Source organism: Kitasatospora sp. NPDC059973 (assembly GCF_042737525.1).
Classification (GTDB): Bacteria; Actinomycetota; Actinomycetes; order Streptomycetales; family Streptomycetaceae; genus Kitasatospora.
Genome location: NZ_JBHWUI010000005.1, coordinates 25,782 through 50,526, shown reverse-complemented (window position 1 = coordinate 50,526; position 24,745 = coordinate 25,782). Strand labels below are relative to the sequence as shown.

The 24,745-nt window shown below is 74.0% G+C and carries 19 protein-coding genes; 4 read left to right on the top strand and 15 right to left on the bottom strand.

Going from position 1 to position 24,745, the window contains the following annotated elements:
• Positions 1–143: 143 nt before the first annotated feature.
• The 7 genes from topA to bldG form a co-directional block, all read right to left on the bottom strand.
• The gene (gene topA / locus ACFWA9_RS02625; protein ID WP_380382484.1) at positions 144–3,005 is read right to left on the bottom strand and encodes a type I DNA topoisomerase; all 2,862 of its coding nucleotides are present in this window, start codon (positions 3,003–3,005) and stop codon (positions 144–146) included.
• A 334-nt stretch (positions 3,006–3,339) separates the two neighbouring features.
• Entirely contained in the window at positions 3,340–3,801 is a 462-nt protein-coding gene (locus ACFWA9_RS02620; protein ID WP_380382482.1) for a DUF3592 domain-containing protein, read from the bottom strand.
• A gap of 454 nt (positions 3,802–4,255) precedes the next feature.
• Complete coding sequence (locus tag ACFWA9_RS02615) at positions 4,256–5,788, bottom strand: methyltransferase (protein ID WP_380382480.1); 1,533 nt, start codon at positions 5,786–5,788, stop codon at positions 4,256–4,258.
• Between the two features lie 155 nt (positions 5,789–5,943).
• Complete coding sequence (locus ACFWA9_RS02610; RefSeq protein WP_380382478.1) at positions 5,944–6,672, bottom strand: hypothetical protein; 729 nt, start codon at positions 6,670–6,672, stop codon at positions 5,944–5,946.
• Between the two features lie 268 nt (positions 6,673–6,940).
• On the bottom strand, positions 6,941–7,309 hold the full coding sequence (locus ACFWA9_RS02605) for a cyclophilin-like fold protein (RefSeq protein WP_380382476.1): 369 nt from the start codon (positions 7,307–7,309) through the stop codon (positions 6,941–6,943).
• A 290-nt stretch (positions 7,310–7,599) separates the two neighbouring features.
• Complete coding sequence (locus ACFWA9_RS02600) at positions 7,600–8,016, bottom strand: ATP-binding protein (protein ID WP_380382474.1); 417 nt, start codon at positions 8,014–8,016, stop codon at positions 7,600–7,602.
• Between the two features lie 158 nt (positions 8,017–8,174).
• Positions 8,175–8,516, bottom strand: a complete 342-nt coding sequence (gene bldG / locus ACFWA9_RS02595) for an anti-sigma factor antagonist BldG (protein WP_148644090.1) — start codon at positions 8,514–8,516, stop codon at positions 8,175–8,177.
• A 221-nt stretch (positions 8,517–8,737) separates the two neighbouring features.
• On the opposite strand from bldG, the gene ACFWA9_RS02590 reads away from it, so the two are divergent.
• Complete coding sequence (locus ACFWA9_RS02590) at positions 8,738–11,203, top strand: DEAD/DEAH box helicase (RefSeq protein ID WP_380382472.1); 2,466 nt, start codon at positions 8,738–8,740, stop codon at positions 11,201–11,203.
• On the opposite strand, the gene ACFWA9_RS02585 is transcribed toward ACFWA9_RS02590, so the two are convergent.
• The 7 genes from ACFWA9_RS02585 to ssd form a co-directional block, all read right to left on the bottom strand.
• Positions 11,198–11,692: an Rv3654c family TadE-like protein gene (locus ACFWA9_RS02585; RefSeq protein WP_380382470.1), complete on the bottom strand. Its 495-nt coding sequence runs from the start codon at positions 11,690–11,692 to the stop codon at positions 11,198–11,200. The two genes, ACFWA9_RS02590 and ACFWA9_RS02585, sit on opposite strands and share 6 nt — an antisense overlap.
• Positions 11,680–12,069 (bottom strand): TadE family type IV pilus minor pilin, encoded by a 390-nt coding sequence (locus ACFWA9_RS02580; protein ID WP_329488501.1) that lies wholly within the window; start codon positions 12,067–12,069, stop codon positions 11,680–11,682. The genes ACFWA9_RS02585 and ACFWA9_RS02580 overlap by 13 nt, the downstream gene beginning before the upstream one ends.
• A gap of 82 nt (positions 12,070–12,151) precedes the next feature.
• A complete protein-coding gene (locus ACFWA9_RS02575; protein WP_380382468.1) occupies positions 12,152–12,427 on the bottom strand; it encodes a DUF4244 domain-containing protein in 276 nt (91 codons plus the stop codon).
• Between the two features lie 92 nt (positions 12,428–12,519).
• Entirely contained in the window at positions 12,520–13,137 is a 618-nt protein-coding gene (locus tag ACFWA9_RS02570) for a type II secretion system F family protein (RefSeq protein ID WP_380382466.1), read from the bottom strand.
• Between the two features lie 281 nt (positions 13,138–13,418).
• The gene (locus tag ACFWA9_RS02565) at positions 13,419–14,264 is read right to left on the bottom strand and encodes a type II secretion system F family protein (protein WP_380382464.1); all 846 of its coding nucleotides are present in this window, start codon (positions 14,262–14,264) and stop codon (positions 13,419–13,421) included.
• 406 nt (positions 14,265–14,670) lie between these two features.
• Positions 14,671–16,023 (bottom strand): TadA family conjugal transfer-associated ATPase, encoded by a 1,353-nt coding sequence (locus ACFWA9_RS02560; RefSeq protein WP_359834022.1) that lies wholly within the window; start codon positions 16,021–16,023, stop codon positions 14,671–14,673.
• Positions 16,023–17,147, bottom strand: coding sequence for a septum site-determining protein Ssd (ssd, locus tag ACFWA9_RS02555; protein ID WP_380382462.1), 1,125 nt, complete (start codon positions 17,145–17,147; stop codon positions 16,023–16,025). Before ssd ends, ACFWA9_RS02560 begins: the two co-directional genes overlap by 1 nt.
• A gap of 1,065 nt (positions 17,148–18,212) precedes the next feature.
• Between ssd and ACFWA9_RS02550 the strand changes: the two genes are divergently transcribed.
• Complete coding sequence (locus tag ACFWA9_RS02550) at positions 18,213–19,040, top strand: HAD family hydrolase (RefSeq protein WP_380382583.1); 828 nt, start codon at positions 18,213–18,215, stop codon at positions 19,038–19,040.
• 541 nt (positions 19,041–19,581) lie between these two features.
• Here ACFWA9_RS02550 and ACFWA9_RS02545 read toward each other — a convergent pair.
• Entirely contained in the window at positions 19,582–20,475 is an 894-nt protein-coding gene (locus tag ACFWA9_RS02545; protein ID WP_359834021.1) for an oxidoreductase, read from the bottom strand.
• 267 nt (positions 20,476–20,742) lie between these two features.
• Here ACFWA9_RS02545 and ACFWA9_RS02540 point away from each other — a divergent pair, with 267 nt between their 5' ends.
• Positions 20,743–21,735, top strand: coding sequence for an ATP-binding protein (locus ACFWA9_RS02540; RefSeq protein ID WP_352291056.1), 993 nt, complete (start codon positions 20,743–20,745; stop codon positions 21,733–21,735).
• Positions 21,736–22,209: 474 nt separating this feature from the next.
• A complete protein-coding gene (locus ACFWA9_RS02535) occupies positions 22,210–24,615 on the top strand; it encodes a SulP family inorganic anion transporter (RefSeq protein WP_380382459.1) in 2,406 nt (801 codons plus the stop codon).
• The last annotated feature ends 130 nt before the right edge of the window (positions 24,616–24,745 follow it).

The window sequence follows — 24,745 nt, the reverse complement described above, 5'->3', positions numbered from 1 at the left end:
TCATTGCAGGGTTGTGACGCGCCGCGCACACGCTCGCCACCCCGCGCCGGAGGTGCTCGCGCGCCGTGCCGCGCACCGGTCGTCCACAGACCTCGGGCCCGCGCCTCCGAAGAGGGCGCGGGCCCGGTGCCGCTGGTGGAGGGTCAGCCCTCGTCGACGGCGGCGGTCTTGCTCGCGGCGGCCTTCTTGGTCGCCGTCTTCTTCGCGGCGGCCTTGGTCGTCGTCTTCTTGGCCGTGGTCTTGGCCGCGGCCGTCTTGGTGGTGGTGGTCTTCTTGGTGGCGGTCTTCTTGGCCGCCGCCTTCTTCGCCGGGGCCTTCTTGGCCGTCTTCTTCACCGGCCCGCGGGCCCGCTTCTCCGCCAGCAGCTCGTAGCCGCGCTCGGGAGTGATGGTCTCGACCTCGTCGTCCTTGCGCAGCGTCGCGTTGGTCTCGCCGTCGGTGACGTACGGACCGAACCGGCCGTCCTTGACCACCACCGGACGCTCGCTGACCGGGTCGGTGCCCAGCTCCTTGAGCGGCGGCGCGGCCGCGGCCCGGCCGCGCTGCTTGGGCTGGGCGTAGATGGCCAGGGCCTCCTCCAGGGTGACCGTGAACATCTGCTCCTCGCTGGTGAGCGAGCGGGAGTCCGTGCCGCGCTTGAGGTACGGCCCGTAGCGGCCGTTCTGCGCGGTGATCTCCACGCCCTCCTCATCGAGACCGACCACGCGCGGCAGGGACAGCAGCTTCAGCGCGTCGTCGAGCGTGACGGTGTCCAGCGACATCGACTGGAGCAGCGACGCGGTGCGCGGCTTCACGGCGTTCTTGCCGGTCTTCGGCGTGCCCTCGGGCAGGATCTCGGTCACGTAGGGGCCGTACCGGCCGTCCTTGGCGACCAGCTGGTTGCCGCTGACCGGGTCCTGGCCGAGCTCGAAGTCACCGCTGGGCTTGGCCAGCAGCTCCTCGGCCAGCTCGACGGTGAGCTCGTCCGGCGGCAGCTCGTCCGGGATGTCGGCGCGCCGGCCGGGCTCGCCCTCCACGGTGGAGGCGCGCTCGACGTACGGGCCGTAACGGCCGACCCGCAGGGTGAGGTCGTCGCTGATCCGGAACGAGCTGATCTCCCGGGCGTCGATCGCGCCGAGGTCGGTGACCAGTTCCTTCAGACCGCCCAGGTGGTCGCCGTCGCCGTTGCCCGCCTCGGCGGCGCCGCCGGTGGCGTGGCCCTCGCCCTCACCGAAGTAGAAGCGCTTCAGCCACGGCACGGACTGCGCCTCGCCCGCGGCGATGCGGTCGAGGTCGTCCTCCATCCGCGCGGTGAAGTCGTAGTCGACCAGCCGGCCGAAGTGCTTCTCCAGCAGGTTCACCACGGCGAAGGAGAGGAACGACGGCACCAGCGCCGTCCCCTTCTTGAAGACGTAGCGGCGCCCGATGATGGTGTCGATGATCGAGGCGTAGGTGGACGGGCGGCCGATCTCCCGGTCCTCCAGCTCCTTGACCAGCGAGGCCTCGGTGTAACGGGCCGGCGGCTTGGTGGCGTGGCCCTCCGGGGTGAGCTGCTCGGCGGACAGCGGGTCGCCCTCGGTCACCTGCGGCAGCCGGCGCTCGCGGTCGTCCAGCTCGGCGTTCGGGTCGTCGGCGCCCTCGACGTAGGCCTTGAGGAAGCCGTGGAAGGTGATGATCTTGCCCGAGGCGGAGAACTCGGCGTCCCGGCCGTCCGCGGAGCGGCCGCCGACCTTCACGGTCACCGACTGGCCGACCGCGTCCTTCATCTGGGAGGCGACGGTGCGCATCCAGATCAGCTCGTAGAGCCGGAAGTCGTCGCCGCTCAGGCCGGTCTCGGCCGGGGTGCGGAAGCGGTCGCCGGAGGGGCGGACGGCCTCGTGCGCCTCCTGGGCGTTCTTGACCTTGCTGGCGTACGTGCGCGGCGCGTCCGGCAGGTAGTCGGCCCCGTAGAGCTGGGTGACCTGCGCCCGGGCGGCCGAGATCGCGGTCTCCGACAGCGTGGTGGAGTCGGTACGCATATAGGTGATGAAGCCGTTCTCGTACAGCTTCTGGGCCACCTGCATGGTCCGCTTGGCACCGAAGCCCAGCTTGCGGCTGGCCTCCTGCTGGAGCGTGGTGGTGCGGAACGGCGCGTACGGCGAGCGGCGGTACGGCTTGGACTCGACGCTGCGGACACCGAACGAGGTCTGCTCCAGGGCGGCGGCCAGCGCGCGGGCGGCCTGCTCGTCCAGGTGCAGGGTGTTGACGCTGCCGGCCTTCAGCCGGCCGTCCGAACCGAAGTCGCGGCCGCTGGCGATCCGCTTGCCGTCGACGGCCGAGAGCCGGGCGCCGAAGGTCTCCGGGTTGGCGGCGTCGGCCGGGGTGCGGCCGGTGCCGAAGGTGGCGACCAGGTCCCAGTAGGAGGCGCTGCGGAAGGCGATCCGCTCGCGCTCCCGCTCGACCACCAGGCGGGTCGCGACGGACTGGACGCGGCCGGCCGACAGCTTCGGCATGACCTTCTTCCAGAGCACCGGCGAGACCTCGAAGCCGTAGAGGCGGTCGAGGATGCGGCGGGTCTCCTGGGCGTCGACCAGGCGCTGGTTCAGCTCGCGCGGATTGGCCACCGCCTCCTGGATCGCGGTCTTGGTGATCTCGTGGAACACCATCCGGTGCACCGGCACCTTGGGCTTCAGGACCTGCTGGAGGTGCCACGCGATGGCCTCGCCCTCGCGGTCCTCATCGGTGGCGAGGAAGAGTTCGTCGGACTCGGCCAGCAGCGACTTCAACTTGCTGACCTGCGACTTCTTGTCCGCGTTCACCACGTAGATGGGCGCGAAGTCGTGGTCGACATCGACGCCGAGGCGGCGCACCTCGCCGGTGTACTTGTCCGGGACCTCGGCCGCTGTGCTGGGCAGGTCCCGGATGTGCCCGACGCTCGCCTCGACGATGTAGCCGGGGCCAAGGTAGCCCTTGATCGTCTTCGCCTTGGCCGGCGACTCGACAATGACGAGTCGCTGTCCGTGCGCGGTCTCGCTGCTCGGGGACACCTTCGCTCTTCTCTCCCGGTCGTTACGTGAGCTGGTCGGCGCCGGCAGCACAGGCTGCGCTCCGCCCGACCCCTCCACCGTCCCGGGGGCGCCGCTGCACGACGACCCCACCAGCGGAGTGTGACCGTACCCCGGCCACCCTTGTCAAACGGAAGGATCCTGCTTTTTCACCGGCAAGGCCGACCGACGCCACTCGAACGGTAACCCGATGATGGAGGATCGCGCCCCGTGGAGGGGGGCTTCGGCGGGTTTCGAAGGATGGAATGACGGATTTCAAAATCTGTCAACGGAAAATCGACACCGCGCGGCGGGCGCAGCGGCGGTGGGACGGGGCTCAGCCCGCGAGGCCGGCGGCGATCAGTACCGCCCCCGCGGTCACGCAGCCGGTGCCGAGCGAGGTCCAGAGCAGATCGGCCACCGCCGCCCGGCCGGTTTCCGTCGCCGCCAGGACCGCGCGGCTCGGCCGCCGAGGATCGTAGGAGATACGGACGGACGCCCCGGGCGCGAAGCAGGCCGGCCGGCGCAGCGGGGTGTGGCCGCGCGGGCGGGTGATCACCAGCTCGGCGCATCGCCCCGGGCCGGCGGCGCCCGTCACGGCCGGTGCGGAGAAGGAGAGCAGCGGTGCGCTGTCCAGCTCACCGTGGGCGTCGGCCTCGGCGACCACCGTGGCCACCGCCGGCACGCCACGGCGTCGCACCAGGTGGCGAAGGCGCACTTCGGACGCGCACCAGAGCAGCAGTGCGCCGCCGAAGAGCGCGAGCACCGCGCCGCCCGCCGTGGCCGTCGTCGTGTCCACCCCTTGCCCCCAGCTCTGTCCACAGCCTGTGGACAGAGCCTCACAGTCCGGGGCCAACGCGGGACAGCCGTTCGGCGACCGGCTGGCGAACCAGGAGACACCGGGAGATGAACCGGCAGGGGCCCGACCCGGCCCGTTCGGACCGAATCGGGTCGTGCCGGACCGAGCCGTGGCGGGCCGTGGCGGGCCGTCGGACCGCGCCGGGCCGTGCCGGGTCACGGCAGGCCGTTTCGAGCCACGGCAGGTCGCGGCGGGGCCGCCTTCGGGCTTCGACGCGAGCCGAACGAACGAGGGCACCGGCGGGTGGCGGACGGACACCGGGTGTCGGCCGCGGGTGGGCGGCCGACCGGGCGCCGGGGGCGGCGGACCCGCAGGGCGGCGGACCTGCGGGCCGGCCGGGCCGCAGGGCAGCGGGCCCGCGGGGCGAGGGGCCCGCGGGGCAGCTCCGGGGCCGTTACTCGATCGGTCGGATGAACCCCTGCTCGGTGAGGAGCCGCAACGACTCCGGCACCCGGTCCCGCAGGACCACCCGGTCCTCGCCGAGCAGCTGCGCGATGGCGTCCACGATCTCGCCGGCCGACAGCGTCCCGTCGCAGACCCCGGCGAACCCGGCTCCCACCGTGTCCACCTTGGTGGCCCGCCGCATGCCGCGGTTGTGGCGCAGGATCACGTGCTCCGGGTCCTCCGCCCCGGGTGCGCCGACCTGCTCCTGGACCACCTCGTCGGCCAGCACGTACCGGGCCGCGAGCAGCCCCGCGTCGTCGTGCGTGCGCAGGTAGTCCTGCCGGTCGAACCACTCCTCGATGTGCGGGCCGAGCGGCTGCTCGACCGGGTGCGGCCACTCCTCCACCCGGACGGTCGGCCGCTCGGCGCCGCTCGCCCGCAGCGTGATCCAGCCGAAGCCGATGCCCTCGACCCGGCCCGCCTCGAAGGCGTCCAGCCACTCGCCGTACCGGGCCTGGTAGTCACCGCCGGCGCCGCGGTGGTCACCGCCGTCACGCAGCCACAACTCGGCGTACTGGGCGACGTCCTGGACCTCCCGCTGGACGACCCAGGCGTCCAGGCCGGTACCCGCCACCCAGCCGGCCAGCCGGTCGTGCCAGTCCTCGCCCTTGACGTGCTGCCAGTTGGCGAGCAACTGGCAGTAGCCGCCCGGCTCCAGGTGCGCGGCGGCGGAACGGACCAGGCTGCGGCAGAGGTCGTCGCCGGCCATGCCGCCGTCGCGGTAGGTGAAGCGGCCGGTGGGCGAGATCACGAACGGCGGGTTGGAGACGATCAGGTCGAACTTCCGCTCCCCGACCGGCTCGAAGAGGCTGCCGGCGGCGGCGTCGGTGTTGTCGAAGCCGGAGAGCGCGAGCGTCAGCTCGGTGAACCGCAGCGCACGCGGATTGAGGTCGGTGGCGGTGACCCGCTGCGCGTGCCGGGCGGCGTGCAGGGCCTGCACTCCGGAGCCCGAGCCGAGGTCCAGGGCGGCCCGGACCGGGCGGCGCACGGTGATGTTGGCCAGCGTCGTGGAGGCGCCCCCCACCCCGAGCACCAGGTCCTTGCGGGCCACGCCGTGCGCGGTCTCGCCGGAGCCGATCCCGCCCGCCCCGCCGACCGCGCAGCCCAGGTCGGAGACCACCCAGGCGTCCGAACTGGGCAGACCGGAGACCTCGTTGGCGTACGGGCGGACGTCCACGGTGGCGCGCACCTGGTCCCCGTCCGCGCGCAGCCAGCCGTCGGTCAGACAGTCCTCGACCGGCAGCGCGGCGGCGGCCGCCTTGTACGGCACGGGCTGCTGCAGCAGGAACAGCCGCACCAGCGTCTCCAGCGGGCTGCCGCCACGGGTGGCGCGCAGCGCCGGGACGGCCTCGCTGCGCGCCAGCGCCGCGTAGCCGGTGGGCCCGAGCAGGTCGAGGCAGCCGTCGGCGGTGTACGCGGCGGCGAGCAGCGCCTCACGGAACTTGGGGAGGCGGGTCGGGTCGAGAACGGGGCTACTGATCACCCCGCCATTGTCCCCCCGGCCGCCGGGCCCGCTTCCCGCCGGGGCCGCCCGCGCCGGGGCCGGACCGCCGACCCGCCCGCGCCGGGCACGGCCGGGCGGGACCGGCTCCGGACGGGGACGAGGCTCCGGACGGGGTCGGCTCCGGACCGGTCGGGTCAGCTCGCCGTGGGCGCGGGGCTGGACGCGGCGGGGGCGGGGGCGGGCGGGGCCGAGGTCGCGGCCGGGTCCGTCGCGGCCTGGCTGCCCGCCGGGCTCGCGCCGTCCGTCGCGCCGGGCGCGGGGGTGCCGGTGCTGCCACCGGCCGTCGGCGTCCCGCTCGCTCCGGCGGTGGGCGCCGCGGCGGCCGAGCCCGGCTTGCAGCCCTCCTGCTTGGCCATCGCGGCACCGAGGTCGCCGCGCTGCAGCTTGGCCTGTGCCTGGGTGGAGAGCGAGGCCAGCTTCTGCACCTGGTCGGCGACGCTGCGCAGCCCGTCGGCGAACTTCGCCTGTTCGTCGTTGGGCAGCGCGTCCAGCTTCTTCTGGACGTCGAGGTACAGGTCGGCCGCCTTGTTGAGCTCGGAGACGGTGTCCTTCTGGAGGTTCCCGCCCTCGTCGACCTTGGGCGCACCGGCGGAGTCGATGGCGGCGGCGATCTCCTGGTTGGTCTTGGCCAGCCGCCCGATGTCGGCGGAGAGGCGCTTCTGCAGATCGGCCGGGGCCTCACCGGTCTTGACCTGGCCGGTGTCCGCCAGAGCGGTCTGCGCCTGGGCGATCGGGTCCTTGGCCGCGCCGCAGACGTTCGCCGCCCAGGACTCCAGCTGCTTGCTGTTGTCGTCGCCGCAGCCGACGGCGCCGAACGCCAGCAGCGCGCCGAGCGCGGGTACGGCCAGCAGTCGCTTGTTCACCGGGAGAAGCCCTTTCGGTTTCGGTCGTTGAACTGCGAACCTACACGGCCGCCACCCGGCCCCTGGTTCCCGCCCGTACCGGCTCCGACCGGTCTCCCCCGGCCTGGATGGGTCGCTCCCTCCTCCGGACGGCCTTCCCCGGCCTCCGGGAGGTCCCTCACGGCGGGAGGCGTACCGGGCCCGGGCGGATCGGGCCCGGGATATGGACTCAGGCCGACCGAAGCCAGGCCGACCGAACGCAGGCCGACCGAACCCAGGCGGACCGGGGTCAGGCCCGCTCGACCCTGACCGGGTCGTTCGGGCGGACGGTGCGCAGCACTTCGGGATCCCCGTCCAGGGAGCCGAGGATGTTGCAGGGGCTGGCCAGCCGGCACTCGCCGTCCCGGGAGATCGGCGTCGGCCCGAAGGGCAGCGCGAGGCTGTCACCGTCCGTCCAGAACGCCACGGTGCCCGGCTCGACGACCTGCCGGGCGTCGTCCTCCCTGGGCACGCTGACCGGCGTCCCGAAGTACACCTCCTCGCCCCAGGTACTGGCCGACGAGCTGATCGGCAACGCACCCCAGAGCGCCTGGGCGGTGGGGGTGGCCGCGAGCGTGGCGAGCGCCTGACCGGCGGGCCACAGGATGCGAATCCGCATGGGTTCCCTCTTCTACGACAGACCCGATCACCGATCGGGGCCGGTCGTGCCGAGAGCAGGGAACCGCTGGATTCAACAGTTTGTCAATGCGCTCCCGCCAGGTGGACTCCCCGGCTGCGGCCGTGGTGTGACGTGAGGGACGCGTGCGGCAACCGCTCGGCCGTCACGACGGCGGCGCGGCCGCAACGGCGCGCGAGTGACCACGAGAGCGGCCACCGCCGTAGTCGGCGGGCAGCAGGAACCGGCCGGACGGGAGGGACCGGGACCGGTCGGCCGTCGGCAGTCGCCGGTCAGAGTGCCATCGCGTCGACCGAGACCGGCCAGCTCATCCGGATCAGGCCACCGCTCGCTCCGCTGGTGACCTCCAGCTCCTCCACCAGTCCGGTGATCACGGCGAGACCCAGGGTGTCCTCGTCCGGATCGCCTTCGGCAGCACCCGGGGCCGGCACGGCGGCGGGGCCCGCCTCGTCCTCGACCTCGATGAGGAAACGCTTCTCCTGGTCCGTGAGAGCGACCCGGACCGCACCGGTGATGCCACCGCGCTGGTGCAGGCCGACCGCACGGGAGCACGCCTCACCTACGGCGAGCCGGACTTCGTCGAGCACCGACTCATCGACCCCGGCTCGTCTTGCCACAGCCGCGGCGACCAGCCGGGCCGTACGGACATGCTCGGGAAGCGCGCTGAATCGAAGTTCGACGGTTGCCATCTCTCCCCCTCGGGGTGTCCGGCCGGGGCCGGGCATGCGGGCCCCTGCGAACCGGTCCCACCGGCTCCGGGGCGGGCCCGGACGGGCCGGAGCCACAGGGGCCCCGGCACGCCGGACACGTGGATCGGACGGGTCGACACGAGGCCGGCCCGGCCTGGTCAGTCGGTCGAGTTGACCGCGTCGTCCACCGAGGTGTGGATCGGGAAGACCTTGGTCAGGCCGGTGATACGGAAGATCTTCAGAATGCGCTCCTGGTTGCACACCAGGCGCAGCGAACCCTCATGGGCCCGCACTCGCTTCAGACCGCCCACCAGCACGCCCAGACCGGTCGAGTCGAGGAAGTCCACGCCCTCCATGTCGACGACGAGGTGGTAGTTGCCGTCGTTGACGAGCTCGACCAACTGCTCACGCAGCTTCGGGGCGGTGTACACATCGATCTCGCCGCCAACCTCGACGACCGTGCGATCGCCGACTGTACGGGTCGACAGGGACAGGTCCACGGAACCTCCAGCACCTTGCCTTGCTACGTCATTGCGATCTTCGGCCGGACGGCCGTCACCGCATGGTCGCGTACCCCGGACGCGCCCCATCACGCGTGGCGAGCCTCAGCGCTGCGACCCCCGGCCGTACGGCCGTCACGGCCACATTCAACCACCTGCGACCATGACCGCACGATGGCTTACGACGATTCTCCGTCACGCCGGTGACACACTGGGTCCTCATGCCGCCCCGTCACAGCCTGCCCGAGGCACTGCTCACGACCCTGTCCACCACCCGGGGGCGGTCGGACCGGCTCACCCATACGGAGCACCTTCCCGCCCGACCAGCACGTTATTCACCCTGGCCCGACTCGATCCGACCCGAGATCGTCGCCTCCGCCCGGGAGCTGGGCGTGGAACGTCCTTGGGCCCATCAGGCAGAAGCGATGAACCTGGCCAAAAGCGGCCATACTGTGGTGATCGCCACAGGAACCGCCTCGGGCAAGTCGCTCGGCTATCTGGCGCCGGTGCTCAGCGACCTGCTGGACGGGACCGAGGCCCGCAACGGCCGTGGCGCCACCGCGCTCTACCTGGCCCCGACCAAGGCGCTCGCCGCCGACCAGCGGCGACGGGCCGCCGAACTCGCCCCGCCCAGGGTCCGGCCCGCCCTCTACGACGGCGACACCCCGCCCGAGGAACGCGAGTGGGTCCGCCAGTACGCCTCCTACGTGCTCACCAATCCCGACATGCTGCACCGCGGCATCCTGCCCGCGCACGCGCGCTGGTCCTCCTTCCTCAAGACGCTGCGCTACGTGGTGGTCGACGAGTGCCACAGCTACCGGGGCGTGTTCGGCTCGCACGTCGCCCAGGTGCTGCGCCGGCTGCGCCGGATCTGTGCCCGGTACGGCTCCTCCCCGACCTTCCTGCTGGCCTCGGCCACCACCGCCGACCCGGGCGCCACCGCCCGGCTGCTCACCGGGCTGCCCGCCGAAGCCGTCACCGAGGACGCCTCGCCGCGCGGTCCGATGGTGTTCGGGCTCTGGGAACCGCCGCTCACCGAGAACGTCGGCGAGCACGGGGCCCCGGTCCGCAGGACGGCCACCGCCGAGGCCGCCCACCTGCTGACCGACCTCGTCGAACGGCAGACCCGCACCGTCGTGTTCGTCCGCTCCCGCCGGGCGGCCGAACTCGTCGCGCTCCAGGCCCAGGACCAGCTCGGCCGACCGCTCGCCGACCGGGTCGCCGCCTACCGCGGCGGTTACCTCGCCGACGAGCGCCGGGCCCTCGAACGCGATCTGCAGTCCGGCCGGCTGCTCGGCGTCGCCTCCACCTCCGCTCTCGAACTGGGCGTCGACATCTCGGGTCTGGACGCCGTCCTGATGGCCGGGTACCCCGGCACCCGGGCCTCGCTCTGGCAGCAGGCCGGGCGGGCCGGGCGCGAGGCCCAGGGCGCCCTGGCCGTCCTGATCGCCCGCGACGACCCGCTGGACACCTACCTGGTGCACCACCCGGAGGCGCTCTTCGCCACGCCCGTCGAAGCCACCGTGCTCGACCCCGACAATCCGCACGTCCTCGCCCCGCACCTGTGCGCGGCGGCCGCCGAACTCCCTCTCACGGACAGCGACCTGGACCTGTTCGGCCCCTCCGCGGGCCCGCTGCTGCCCGTCCTGGAGCGGCGCGGGCTGCTCCGCCGCCGCGGTGGCGGCTGGTACTGGACCCGCCGCGAACGCGCCGCCGACGCCGTCGACCTGCGTGGCAGCGGTGGCAGCCCGGTGCAGATCGTCGAGGCCCCGACCGGCCGGCTGCTGGGCACCGTGGACGCCTCCGCCGCCCACACCACCGTCCACACCGGGGCCGTCCACATCCACCGGGGGCGCAGCTACCTCGTCCGGGACTTCGACCTGGAGAGCTCCGTCGCCCTGGTCGAGCCGGCCGACCCGCCGTACACGACGGCCGCCCGGGACATCACCTCCATCTCGGTGCTCTCCACCGACACCTCCCTCGCCTGGGGCGAGGGCCGGCTCAGCTTCGGTTCGGTGGAGGTCGTCAACCAGGTGGTCGGCTACCTCCGCAAACGGATCTCCACCGGGGAGATCATGGGCGAGACCAAACTCGACCTGCCGCCCCGGACCCTGCGGACCCGGGCGGTCTGGTGGTCCGTCACCGAGGACCAGCTGCTCGACGCGGACATCCCGCTCGACCAGTTGCCCGGGGCCGCCCACGCCGCCGAACACGCCTCCATCGGCCTGCTGCCGCTCTTCGCCACCTGCGACCGCTGGGACATCGGCGGTGTCTCGGTGCCGCTGCACCCCGACACCGAGCTGCCGACGGTCTTCGTCTACGACGGCCACCCGGGCGGGGCCGGGTTCGCCGAACGCGGCTTCCAACGCGCCGTCCAGTGGCTGACGGCCACCCGGGAGGCGATCGCCGCCTGCGAGTGCGAACGCGGCTGCCCGTCCTGCGTGCAGTCGCCCAAGTGCGGCAACGGCAACGAACCGCTGGACAAGGCGGCCGCCGTCCGACTGCTGGACATCCTGCTCGCCGGAGCACCGGCGGCCGACGGGGCCGAGGCCGAGGCCCCGAGCGGGGACGGGGACGGGGACGGGGACCGCAACGGGGACGGGGGCCGGACGCCTCATGAGCCTCAGGGCGACGGCGGCCCGGGGGCCGAGGCCGGGACGGCCGAGCCCTCCGCCGAAGGCTCATGAGCCGCCTGCCGTCGCACTGACGCCCTCGTCCGCGGCAGCAGCCGTAGCAGCAGCCGCGGCACGGATAGGCCCGGCTCGGGAACGGGCCCGCGCCGGCCCGATCGGCAGATCCACCGGAAGGCGGCCGATCGACACCTCCGCCACCACCTCGACGGCGTCCGCCTCCCGGTCCACCGTGCAGGACACCAGGGCGGCCGCCTGTGCCCGTGCGATCCCGGCGGCCCGGGCGCACCCGCCGTCCAGGTCCAGCAGCAGCCGGTCGGCCGCCGCGAGGGCCGCCAGGTCGGCGGCGGACTCGGCGCGGTGGCGGGCGCCCACCACCGCGCCGACCGAGAGGACCGCGGCGAACGTCGTGCAGCCGAGCACCGCGAACGCGACCAGCCAGACCGTCGCGGATCCGCCGTCGGTCGGGCGCCCGACCGCCGCACGGGCGCCCCGGGCCCTGGCCACCCTGCCCATCACGGCCGCCCCAGGGATCAGGAGGGCCATGGACCCGCACCCCCGCCGCCCGTCAGGGTGTCCTCCCGCGCCGCCACCGCGGCCGCGCCGAGCCGTACCGAGAGCAGGCCGGCGAGCCGGCCCGGGGCCGCCGAGGGCGCGTCCACCGTGACCCGAACCGTGTCCGCCTCGACGGCCACCCGTACAGCCGCCCCGGGCGGGGCCGCCGCCTGGGCGATCGCGGCAGCGTCCACCTCGCCACGCGCGGCCGCCCGGGCACCCACCCGCGCCGCGTCGACGCAGCGGATCTGCGCGGCCGCCGCGAGCACTCCCCAGATCAGCATCACGGCGAGCAGGACCAGGGCCGGCATCGCCACCGCCGTCTCGGCGGTGACGAAGCCCGCGTCCCGGCGACGGAGCCGGGTCACCCCGGCTGCCCCGGCTGCCCTGGCTGCCCCGAATGCCCTGGCTGCCCCGAATGCCCTGGGCAGGCTGTCGGCCCACCGGCCGTCACGACGCATGGAGCGCCCGGGTGATGACCTCGGTCAGCGCTTCGACGATGGCCGTGCTGGTCACCACCTTGTACAGCACGGCGGCCAGCGCGCACGCGGCGACCGTGCCCACGGCGTATTCGGCGGTGGTCATTCCGGCGTCCGACCTGCCCCGGGCGCGAGCTGCCCGTCGGATCCGGACGGCCGCCCAGCGACTCCGCCGGCGACACACCCCGAGCAGGCGCCGGTACGGTCGGCCGTTGTCGGCGGGCCGGTGCGCGATCACTGCAGTCATGGATTCTCTCCTTGGGTTCCTTGCCGCTCAGGACCGACTCGCGGCCCGGGCGGTGCTTCGAGTTCGACAGCGGAGGTTGTGAGGTCGTCGATTCAGATCGACCGGGCGAAGCCGGCGGTGAGCCCCATGACCACCGGGACGACGCTGATCAGTACGAACGCGGGAAGGAAGCAGAGCCCCAGCGGCGCCGTGGCGAGCACTCCGGCACGGCGGACGCGGGCGTGCGCCGTGCGGGCGGCGGCGGTCCGACGGGCCTGCGCCAGCCCGACCAGCGGCCCGGCCGCCGGGGTCCCGCTCAGACTCGTCCGGATCAGGCAGCGCGCCAGCGGTGCCAGGGCCGGGTGCTCCTCACCCAGTCGTCTCCAGCAGAGCTCCGGTGGTGCCCCCAGAGCCAGTTCGGCCGCGATCGTCGCCAGTCGTGGCCCCATCGGCGCGGCGACGCTCCGGCCGACCGCCGCCACCGCCGCGGCGGGCGAGGCGGCCGACCCGAGGCAGGCCGCGAGCAGCTCCGCGGCGAACGGGAGTTGCCGGGCGAGCTGGTCCTCCTCCCACGCGGACAGCCGCTCCGCCGGGGACCGCACCCTGGTCAGCCACCGGTGCAGACCCACGGCCAGCAGGACGCCCGCCCCCAGGCCTGGCCCACCGCCGAGCACGGCGGCCATGGCCGTCCCGGCGCAGGCCGCCACCACGGCCCGTTGCGCACGCCCCATCGCGGCGATGCCCGGTGCGGCGATGCCCGGTGCGGCGGACCCGGCGCTCCGGAGGTGGCACTCTCCCCCGCCGGCCGGGCGCCCGGGCAAGGTCGGCCGACGCCCCAGCGCCGTGGGCCGGCCCGGCCGACGGGGCCGGGAGCGAGCACTGGACCGGAAGCCGCAGGAACGGAGCAACGCGACCGCCCTCCGGCGGCCGGTCCGGCCCCTCGACCACCGACGCAGAAACAGCGCTCCCCCTCCCAGCCCTGCCAGGAGGGCGAGCCGCTCGGTACCGGGCGTCACGCCGAAGCCGTCTCGGCACGGAACGAACCGCTCGGCCGACCGGGCCGGGCCCGCGTACGGGAGATGCCGCACCGCCACCCACCGTCCGGCCGGTCGCCGACTGCGCCGCCGCCTCCGGGCTCGGCCACGACCCCGGACCCGACCGTGGCCCCGGCGGCCGAGCCTCCGCCGCCCAGAGGACCCTCCAGGGCACCCCGGGAGGCAGCCCGGACGATCCGGGCCGTCCAGGCCGCGCCGAGCCCCTCCAGCGCCGCTCCGCCCGCCAGGCAGGCGAGCCCGGCCGGAGTGTGCAGCAGGACGGTCAGCGGCCGGGCCCCGAGCGCCGCGCCGAGCAGCAGCCCGGCGACGGGCAGCGCCGCCAGGACGGCGATCGTCGTCCTCGGCGCGGCCAGCTCGGCCGCGATCTCCTCCACCAGCGCCCGTTCGGCCCGCAGTGCCTCGGCGACCCCGTCCAGCCCGGCGGCCAGCCCCGCGCCGCCGTCGGACGTGACGCGCCAGCAGGCGGCGATCGCGGTCGCCCCGCGGCCCCCCGGCAACTCCGCCAGCGACTCGAAGGCACCGGGCACATCTCCGCCGTACCGGCCGGCCGCGAGCCGGGCCACCGGCTCCAGGCCGATCCGGTGCAGGGCCTCGCCGTCCTCGGCGAGACGCGTGGTCACCAGGTGGAGCGCCTGCTCGGGCGTGGCGCCGCTGCGCAACTCCCCGGCCAGTGCCGCGCAGAGGTCCACCACTGCGGCGGCCCGCTGACCGGCCTCCGCCTCCACCGCGCGACGCAGCCGTCGGCGCCGCAAGGGAAGGAAGGCCAAGCCCGCGGCCAGCACCGGCACGGGCGAAGCCGTCACCTGGGCGACTCCCAGCCCGCCGGGCAGGAGGAGCAACTCCGGCGTCAGCCACTCCGGCCGTCGCGGCCGCGCGGCCGAACCGGATCCGACCGCCTCGGGGCTCGACCAGGGCCACCGCCACCGGGGCATCGGCACGCCATCGCTCCCACCCCCTCCCCCACCCGTCCCACCGACGAACAGGAGCCTGGACCGCCTGACTCCCACCACCTGGCGCTGGAGAGCGCTCCACCCCACCGTGGCCACCACACAGAGCATCGCCACCCAGCACAGCTCGACCTGATCTCTCGTCATCACGCTCACTCCTTTCGCCGTTCGCCCTTGCCGCGCCACAACCCCAGCAGCCCGGCCGCACCCACCGCGCACCCGCAGACCAACAGGCCGAACGCCACCTCGACCGCCCCCGGGATCACGACGGTCCTCCCGCGAGCGCCGCGCCCACCGCCACCCCGCGGGCCGCGAGCAGCCGCAGAAGCCGGTCCCGGCCGGCTCCGGGCACGGTGGCCCCGCCCGCCGTGAACGCCACCGCCGCAGTCGTGACGGCCAGCCCGTCGCGGTCACCGGACAGCGTGTGGATCTCAGCGACCCGGCGCCTCCCGGAGGCCGGCTCCCGCACCAGGTGCACCACCACGTCCAGCGCGGCCCGGAGTTGGCTGTGCAGCGCCGCCCGGTCCAGCCCCGCGAGCGAGCCGAGCGCCTCCAGCCTGACCGGGACGTCCGCCGCGGCGTTCGCGTGCACAGTGCCGCAGCCGCCTTCGTGTCCGGTGTTCAAGGCGGCCAGCAGGTCGGACACTTCGGCTCCGCGCACCTCCCCCACCACCAGTCGGTCGGGCCGCATCCGCAACGCCTGGCGGACCAGATCCCGCAGGGTCAGCTCACCGAGCCCCTCCTGGTTGGGCGGCCGGCTCTGCAGCCGGACCACATGGGGATGGGCCGGTCGCAGCTCGGCGGAGTCCTCGACGACGACGATGCGCTCGCCGGGCCCCGCCAGCCCGAGCAACGCCGCCAGCAGCGTGGTCTTGCCCGTGCCGGTTCCGCCGCTGATCAGCAGGGAGAGCCGGGCCCGCAGGATGCCTGCCAGCAGTTCGGCCCCGGCGGCGGGAAGCGCGCCACCGGCCACCAACTCGTCGAGCGTGAACGGGCGGGGCCGGCAGACCCGCAGCGAGATGTGCGTGCACCCGGCCGCGATCGGCGGCAGCACCGCGTGCAACCGGGTGCCGTCCGGCAAGCGGGCGTCCACCCAGGGCCGCGCGTCGTCGAGCCTGCGCCCGGCCGCCGTGGCGAGCCGGTGGGCCAGCCGACGGACCGCTTCGGCGTCGGCGAAGCGGACACCGGTGGCCCTGCGCAGACCGCCGCCCCGGTCGACCCAGACCTCGTCCGGCCCGTTGACGAGTACGTCCGTGACATCGGGCGCCGACAGCAGCCGGTCCAGCGGGCCCGCACCCACCAGCTCGGCGCGCAGCGAGCGCACGGTGTCGAGGACTTCGTCGCCGCCGAGCGGCGGCCGGGTCGCCCGGAGCACCGCCGCGACGGACCCGGCGGTCGGCGCGGCGCCCGACTCGGCCAACCTGAGCCGCACCGCGTCGACCAGCGCCGCCGTCCGCTCCTCCCGAGCCGTCCGCCCGTAGGGGGGCGGTTCGGGCTGCCGGCCGGTCTCCGCCGGCCCGGCCGCCGTCACCACGCTGCGCAGCGGCCGGCGCTCCCGCGCACCGAGGCTCCGCCCGGTGGCGTTCGCCCTTCCCGTACCTCCGAGACGAACCATCAGTACACACCTCCGCCCACCGCCGGCACCGGCGGCAGCACCTCGTCCAGGAAGGTCTCGCAGAAACGCGCCAGCGGGCCCTCCGTACGGATCCCCGGCGGTACGCCCTGCTCGGCGTCGGCGGCCAGCCCGGGCTCCGGCTCCAACTCCCCCGCCAGGTGGAGCCGCAGCCCCTGCGCGATCCGGTGGGCCGGGAGCCCGAAGGGCCGCAGCGGGCGCACCACGGCCCGTACGTCGTGGAGCCGCATCCGGACGGATGCCGCGACCCGGTCGGCGGCCGCGACCGCGCGCAGTTCGGCCGGCACCACCAGGAGCGCCAGGTCGGACTGCTCCAGCGCCTGGCCGGCGGCCGGGTCGAGCCGGCGCGGCACGTCGACCACGACCAGTCCGCCCCTGCGCCGGGCGGCGGCCAGCACGCTGCGCATGGCCTCGGGTGGCACGGCGAGCGTGTCGCCGCGGTCCCAGGACAGGCAGGAGAGCGAGGTCAGCCGTTTGAGCACCGGAAGCGCCTTCGCGAGTTCGGCGCCGCTGACCCGGCCCCGAGAACCGGCCAGGTCGGGCCAGCGCAGGCCGCCGGCCGTCTCACCGCCGAGCAGGATGTCGAGCCCGCCGCCCAGCGGATCGCCGTCGACGAGTATGGTCCGCCGACCCGTGCGGGCCGCCGTGACCGCGAGCGCGCAGGCCAGGGTGGAGGCACCGGCCCCACCCCGGCCGCCGAGGACGGCGACGGTGAGCGCCGAGGTGCCGATGCCCTCGGTGGCGTCCGCGATCCGGTCGAGCAGCCAGGCCTCGGCGTCCGGCAGGAACAGCACGTGCTCGGCGCCGAGTTGGACGGCCCTGACCCAGATGCCCGGGTCGTCCAGATCCAGCCCGAGCAGCAGTACCCCGGTGCGGCGGGGGAGCCCGGCACAGCGCTCGGCCTGGTCGTCCCCGACGAGTACGAGCGGTGTGCTCTCCCAGAGCCCGCGCGTCGGCGGGGCACCCCGGATCAGCTGCGGCTCGGTACCGGCGGCCGCGCACAGCCGCAGCAGGTGCTCGGCCAGGCCGTCGTCCTCGGTGACGACGAGCGGGCCGGTGGTCGCCGGGCCGTCCGCGGCGGCGTGGTCGGTGAGTGGTGTCGACATGACGGTCTCCCCTGTACGGCGCCCGTACCGCTCACGCTGAGCGGTACGGGCGCGCATCCGGATGGACGCGGCGGGCGACCGCGCGGCCGGCCCCGTGGGGCCCGACCGGCAACCGCTGCCGTGCATCACGGTGGGGGGTGATCCGGATTCCGTCAGCCCCGTTCCGATTCCCTGTGGACAACTCGGGGCTGTGGATAACTTCGTTCACTCGGACAGGGGGGGTATTGAGCAATGAATTGACGAAACGGGCTCCCCGAGAAGAGACGGGACATCACGCCGAGGCTGATCGACCCGGCCTCCACCGAGGCCTCCCGAACACGCTCCGGGGTTCTTCGCGCGCTCTTCGAAGCGCCCCGAGGGCGTCTTCAGAGGCAGGGCCAGCGCATGGCAACCCTGAGCAACTGACTACCGAGAGTGATGAGAGCGGACCGGTGCATCCTCGATCCGACACCCCTTGTAGATCGCCACCGGGCCGGGCGCGGAATCCTCCGCAGCAGCCGTTCAAGCCCTGAAAATGGCCCCGGACGTGCGACGACCCCCGCCGGGGGGGAGAGCGGGGGTCGTCTATCCACAGCCCGACTCGGGGGGGAGGAGCCGGACCGGGTTAGCACGGTCGCGAACGATCCGTGACTTCCATGGTGTACCCGAGCGGCCAGAAACACAAACCCGCGCGGCCATGCGTACGCCGAATGGCGGGCTGTTTTCCAGCGCCCTCTATCCTCGGTTCCCGTGGACACCACCGAGAACGCCGACGAGTACGCCGACGAGTCCCCGGACTCCACCGCCGAGACTGCCGAGACTGCCGAGATCGCCGAGACCATCGAGTCCGCGGAGTCCGCGGAGTCCGCGGAGTCCGCCGGGACGACCGGGACCGCGGCGTCCTCGAAGTCCTCGGCGGCCACCGGGACCAAGGGGGCGGCTGTCGAGAGCAGCGACAACCCCGCGGCGGACGGGAAGGCGGCGGAGGGGAATCGCGGGAACTCCGGCGCCGTCCCGGATTCCGCGGCGGCCGAGCAGGACGGCGCCACCGCGACCGAGGAGCCCGGCGCTCCCGCGGCGACCGGCCTGCCGGTCACCCGCACGCGCCCGGCGGGCCCCAGGACTGCCGCCTTCTTCGACCTCGACAAGACCATCATCGCCAAGTCGAGCGCCCTGGCCTTCAGCCGGCCCTTCTACCAGGGCGGTCTGATCAACCGTCGGGCCGTCCTGCGCAGTGCTTACGCCCAGTTCGTCTTCCTGGTCGGCGGCGCGGACCACGACCAGATGGAGAAGATGCGCGAGTACCTCTCCGCGCTCACCCGGGGCTGGAACGTCCAGCAGGTCCGCGAGATCGTCGCCGAGACCCTGCACAACCTCATCGATCCGATCATCTACGACGAGGCCGCCTCGCTGATCGAGCAGCACCATGCCGCCGGGCGCGACGTGGTCATCGTCAGCAGCTCCGGCTCCGAGGTGGTCGAGCCGATCGGCGCACTGCTCGGCGCGGACCACGTGATCGCCACCCGGCTGAAGATCGAGGACGGCCGGTACACCGGCGAGATCGACTACTACGCCTATGCCGAGAACAAGGCCGCCGCCATCCGGGAGTTGGCCGAGGTCGAGGGGTACGACCTCGCCCAGTGCTACGCCTACAGCGACTCCTCGACGGACCTGCCGCTGTTGGAGGCCGTGGGCCACCCGTCCGCCGTCAACCCGGACCGGTCACTGCGCAAGGAGGCGGTGGCCCGCGAGTGGCCGGTGCTGGTCTTCGACCGTCCGGTGGAACTGCGGCGCCGGCTCCCGGAATTCTCCGCGCCCAGCGGCTCGGTGCTGACGGCGGTGGCGGTCGGCGCCGCAGCACTGACCGCAGGTGTGATCTGGTACGTGGCGCGCCGCCGCCGTCCGGCAGCCTGAGGGCGCGTGGCCGGCGGCCGGCGCACCGGGTGGGCTGACACTCGGCCCTTGCGCCGGGCGCCTGCCGCTCGCGCCGTCCCTTGGCCTGCCGAAGGCAGCTCCCCCCAAAGAGTTACTTAACCGGGCCCTTCGGATAGAACGGGCAAAAGCCGAAGACTTCTCGATTCGGGTTCCCCTTTCCCCCGAAACGCGATACAAAGGAAGCACGGCCCGCGAGACCCGGTACAGGACCGAAGAGGTCAAACCGACAACGCAGTTCAGGCCCCACGGACCGCACGTACAGATAGTCGAGCACCCACATGCAGCCGACCCGCTGTCGGGCCGCCGCACCAGACGAACGGGCAGGATCCCCGTCTGATGGGCACTTCCGGTGCATGCATGGTCACCCGGCACCTGTACCAGCGGCGGCACCCAGGCAGGATCGGGTGCCGCCGCATCCTTGCTCTCACCGCCCGCCGAACCGCCTGCGTCGCCGAAGCCGCCCGACCCCGCCGGGTCCGGCCCAGGACGCGCGCCCGGCCGGACCGCGCCCCCGGACCGGTCAGACCATGCCGCGCTGCATCGCCTCGCAGACCGCCGTGCTCTCCCGCACGCCCAGCCGCAGCGCCCGGCCGCAGTGGCCGATCCAGGCCGCCAGGCCGTCCGGCGTGCCCGCCAGGTAGCCGGCCAGCGCGCGCCGGTAGGTGTCCGTGCCGAGTTCCGCGAAACCGACCTCGGCCGGGCAGATCGACTTCGGGTCGAGCCCCTCGGCGATCAGGACGATCCGCTGCGCGGCACGCGCGATCACACCGTTGTACGAGCCGAACGGACGCAGCGCCAACAGCTCCCCGTGCACCACCGAGGCCACCACCAGGGCCGGCGTCCCGACGCCCTGGCCCTCGGCACGGGCGATCAGCAGCCGGGAGAGCTGGTCCAGCCGGGCGGCGACCTCCTCGGCCCCGGGCGCCGGTGGCGGTTCGACCGCCGGCCCGGCCGGAGCCGCCTCCACCTCGACGCTCTCCACCGGCTTGAGTTCCAGCGGGAACAGGTCTTCCACACCCTCCCCGGCCCGCCTCGGCCGACCAGCCGCGGGGTCGGCGTCCCCGACCGCCAGCAGGTGCAGCCGGGCCAGCACCTGGAGCGGCGAGTGCCGCCAGATGCTCAGCAGCTGACCGGCCTCGGCCGCGATCCGCAGCGCGGCGCCGACGGTGCGGGACTCCTCGTCGGCGCTGAAGTCGCTGCGGCGCCGGACCTCCTCCAGCGGCCAGTCCGCCCCGGCCAGCGCCGCCGAGGCGCGGGCCCCGCGCAGCGCGGCTTCGGAGGTGACCTCGGCCGCGCGGCGGCGCATCACCCGGTGGCCGTAGAGCCGGTCGACGGCCTTGCGCACCTCGGCCACCGCGTCGGGTACCCCGGGGAGCTGGGCCAGCGGGGCGAGGGGATCTGTTCCTGTGCTCACCTACCCGAGAGTAATGAACGAGGGCCCCCTCCCGGAACAGCAACCCCGCATCACCCGTTAGAGGCAATCCTCACTTCCCTCCCCCGGTGAACCCGAAACCACGGATAGCATGGCCGCTATCGGAGACGATAACGATTTCCAATTCAGGAGATCGTCGGCCTCGGCGCAGCGTGGACGCGACCCGGAAGGGGCGCGCGGAGCGGCCCGGCAGAGGCCCCGAGCAGGCGGCCCCGAGATCGGGCCCCAGAGCGAGAGCGGGAGTCCCAGTTGAAGATCGCCTTCGTCGGCAAGGGCGGCAGCGGCAAGACCACGCTGTCCTCGCTGTTCATCCGCCACCTGGCCGCCGCGGGGCGCCCGGTCATCGCCGTCGACGCCGACATCAACCAGCACCTCGGCCCCGCCCTCGGCCTGACGGACGCTCAGGCGGCGGAGCTGCCGTCGCTCGGCGCCCACCTGCCGGAGATCAAGGAGTACCTGCGCGGCGACAATCCGCTGATCCGGTCCGCCGAGGAGATGATCAAGACCACGCCGCCCGGCCGCGGTTCGCGCCTGCTGCGGATCGTCGAGGAGAACCCGGTGTACGCGGCCTGCGCCCGTCCGATCGCGCTCGACGAGGGGTCCGTACGACTGCTGGCCACCGGCGCCTTCACGGAGGAGGACCTCGGGGTGGCCTGCTACCACTCCAAGGTCGGCGCGGTCGAGCTGCTGCTCAACCACCTGGTGGACGGCCGGGACGAGTACCTGGTCACCGATATGACGGCGGGCTCGGACTCGTTCGCCTCCGGGCTGTTCACCCGCTTCGACCTGACCTTCCTGGTGGCCGAGCCGACCCGCAAGGGCGTCTCGGTGTACCGCCAGTACAAGGACTACGCCCGGGACTTCGGCGTCCGGCTGCGCGTGGTCGGCAACAAGGTGCAGAGCGCCGAGGACCTGGAGTTCCTGCGCGCCGAGGTCGGCGACGACCTGCTGACCACCTTCGGGCAGTCCGACTGGGTGCGCCGGCTGGAGCGCGGCGCCGAGCCTCCGCTGCGCGCCCTGGAGCCGGGCAACCGCGCCGTGCTGGAGCAGCTGCGCGCCGAGGCCGACGCCGCCCACGAGCGGCGGGACGCCCTCCGCTACACCGAGCAGGCCGTCCTCTTCCACCTCCGCAACGCGGAGAGCTGGGCCAACGCCAAGGTCGGCATCGACCTCGCCACCCAGGTGGACCGCGCCTTCGTGCTCGGCGGCCAGCGGCCCGCCCCGGCCGGCGCCCACGCCTGACGGCCGATCCCGCTCCACCCTCGGACGCCGCGCCGGAGCGCCTCCCGGTCGCACGCCCGCCCCGCCGCCGCCCATGGGCCGTGGCTTCCCCGCTCCGGGGAAGCCACGGTCCATTTGCGCGTGTTCGACGCCGTCACGGGTGCCACCAGCAGATTTCCATCCGTTCGAACACCACCCAATGGGGTGAATCGAGGGCGTTGGACCTACCGCCCGAGATGACGCTGTGCAAAGCTTTCATTACCCTCGGTTTACCGAGTCTTGATGGTCCTCTCTGCGGCCCGGTCCTCCCCGGCTTCTTCGAGGCCCCTTGATGGTCCACGGCCCGGCCGGTGACACCCGCAATCCCCGCCGCGCCCCACGCCATCCCGCCACACCGTCGCGACCCACGACAGCCGATCCGACTCCCCGAGCCCCCACGACCGGACTCACTACCGGACCTGACTGCGTTCGTTCCCCCGGACAGACGGGAAGACAATGACCCTCGACATCTCCAGCGCACCCATCGCCTCCGACACCAACGACCACGCCCCGCCCGGACGCCCCTCTCGCGGTCACTGGGTGCAGGACCTCTCCGCCTCCCTGGTGGTCTTCCTGATCGCGGTGCCGTTCTCCCTCGGCATCGCCCTGGCCACCGGCGCCCCGCTCACCGCCGGGCTCGCCGCGGCCGCCGTCGGCGGTATCGTGGTCGGCTTCTTCGGCGGCACCCCCCTCCAGGTCAGCGGCCCCTCCGCGGCGCTGACCGTGATCACCGCCGGGCTGATCACCCAGTACGGCTGGCAGGCCACCTGCGCCATCACGCTCGCCGCCGGGCTGCTCCAGCTCCTGCTCGGCGTCCGCCGGGTGGCCCGGACGGCGCTCGCCGTCTCGCCCGCCATCGTGCACGGCATGCTGGCCGGCGTCGGCCTCACCATCGCCATCGCCCAGTTGCACGTCGTCCTCGGGGGATCCCCGCAGAGCTCCGCACTGGCCAATCTGCGCGCGCTGCCGAGCCAGTTGGCGGGCCCGCACCCGTCCGCGCTGGTCGTCGGCACGGTCACCGCCGCCGTCCTGCTCGGCTGGCCCAGGCTCGGCCGACTCCCCGGCAGGGCCGGGGCGTTCGGTGCCCGACTGACCAAGGTGCCGGGCCCGCTGGTCGCCGTCGGCGCCGCCACCGCGCTCGCGATGACCCTCGGGCTGCAGCTCGCCCGGGTCGAACTGCCCGCCTGGGAGCCGCACGATCTCGTCCCCGACCTGCCGCACGGGCCGCTCGCCGCGATCGTGGCCGCCGTGCTGACCGTCACCGCCGTGGCGAGCGTCGAGTCGCTGCTCTCCGCCGTCGCCATCGACCGGATGGCCCACCGCACCGGGGACCTCGACCGCGAGCTGCGGGGCCAGGGCCTCGCCAACATGATCAGCGGCCTGCTCGGCGGGCTGCCGATCGCCGGCGGCGCGGTGCGCAGCACGGCCAACGTCCGGGCCGGCGCACAGACCAGGTGGTCCTCGATCCTGCACGGCGTCTGGGTGCTCGCGGCCGCGCTGGCGCTCACCGGCGGGCTCCGCCGGATCCCGCTCGCCGCGCTGGCCGCGCTCGTGCTGGTGGTCGGTCTGCAGATGGTCAGCTTCGCGCACATCCGCAAGGTGCACCGGCACCGCGAGTTCCCGGTCTACCTCGCCACCGTGCTCGGCGTGGTGCTGCTCGGCGTCCTGCTCGGGGTGGCGCTGGGCGCCGCGACGGCCGTCCTGCTCGCGCTCTACCGCCTGACCCGCGCCCATGTGGACGTCCTGGCCGGCCCCGACGGCTCCTTCACGGTGCAGACGCACGGGCCGCTCACCTTCACCGCCGTGCCCCGGCTGAGCCGGGCGCTGGCCGGCATCCCCGCCGCCGCCGACGTGGCGGTCGTCCACGACGGCTCCTTCCTGGACCACGCCGCGTACGAGACGCTGCACAGCTGGCGGACGGGCCGCCAGGCGGCCGGCGGCCAGGTGTCCATGGTGACGCGGCGCCAGGACGACGAGGTCCTCGATCCCGACGGCACCGTCCGGGCGGGCAGTTCCTCCGGCCCGCACCGCTGCCGTGCCTGGACGCCCTGGGTCGGCCACCACTGCATCGACCAGCAGGAGGATCCGCACGGCCGGCTCCTGGACGGCGTCCGGGTGTTCCAGCTGCACACCGCTCCGCTGGTCCGCCCCGAGCTCGCCCGGCTCGCCCGGGAGGGGCAGACGCCCTCCCAGCTGTTCCTGACCTGCTCCGACTCGCGCCTGGTCACCAGCATGATCACCAACAGTGGGCCGGGCGACCTGTTCACCGTTCGCAACGTGGGCAACCTCGTACCGGCGCCGTTCGAGCCGGGCGCCGCCGACGACTCGGTGGCCGCCGCGGTGCAGTACGCCGTCGAGGTACTGGAGGTGCGCTCCATCACGATCTGCGGGCACTCCGGCTGCGGGGCCATGAAGGCCCTGCTGGACGGCGTCCACGACCGCCCCGGCCCGCCGACCGCGCTCACCCGCTGGCTGCGCAACGGCCGCGGCTCGCTCGACCGGCTGCGCCGCGTGCCCGCCGAGTTCGCCACCCGCCCGGCGGCCGACGTGGTGGAGCAGCTCTGCATCACCAACGTGGTCCAGCAGCTGGACCAGCTGATGGCGAACCCCGCCGTGGAGCGCCGGGTCGCCGAGGGGAGCCTGCGGCTGGTGGGGATGTACTTCGACTTCGCCACCGCCCAGGCCTACGTGCTCGACCGGGAGAGCGGCCGGTTCAGTCCGGTCGAGGCGCTGGGCGGCACGGCGGGCCCGGCGCCCTGCGACACGCCCGGGCGAATGAGTGAAATCGAAGAGGTCTCCGCCGCCGGCGCGGACCTCGCCACGGCAGCCGCCACCGGGGGCGACCCCCGGCTGGCCGCCTGAGAGCCGGGCCCGTGTCCCGCCGGGGCGGGCCGGGGCACGGGCCCGGTTCTCCGTACCGCCACCGAGGCTCTCCTCCCTCGGCCTGCCGTTCGACTCTCGGTCAAAGGTCTACACCAATTACCCGGCGCCT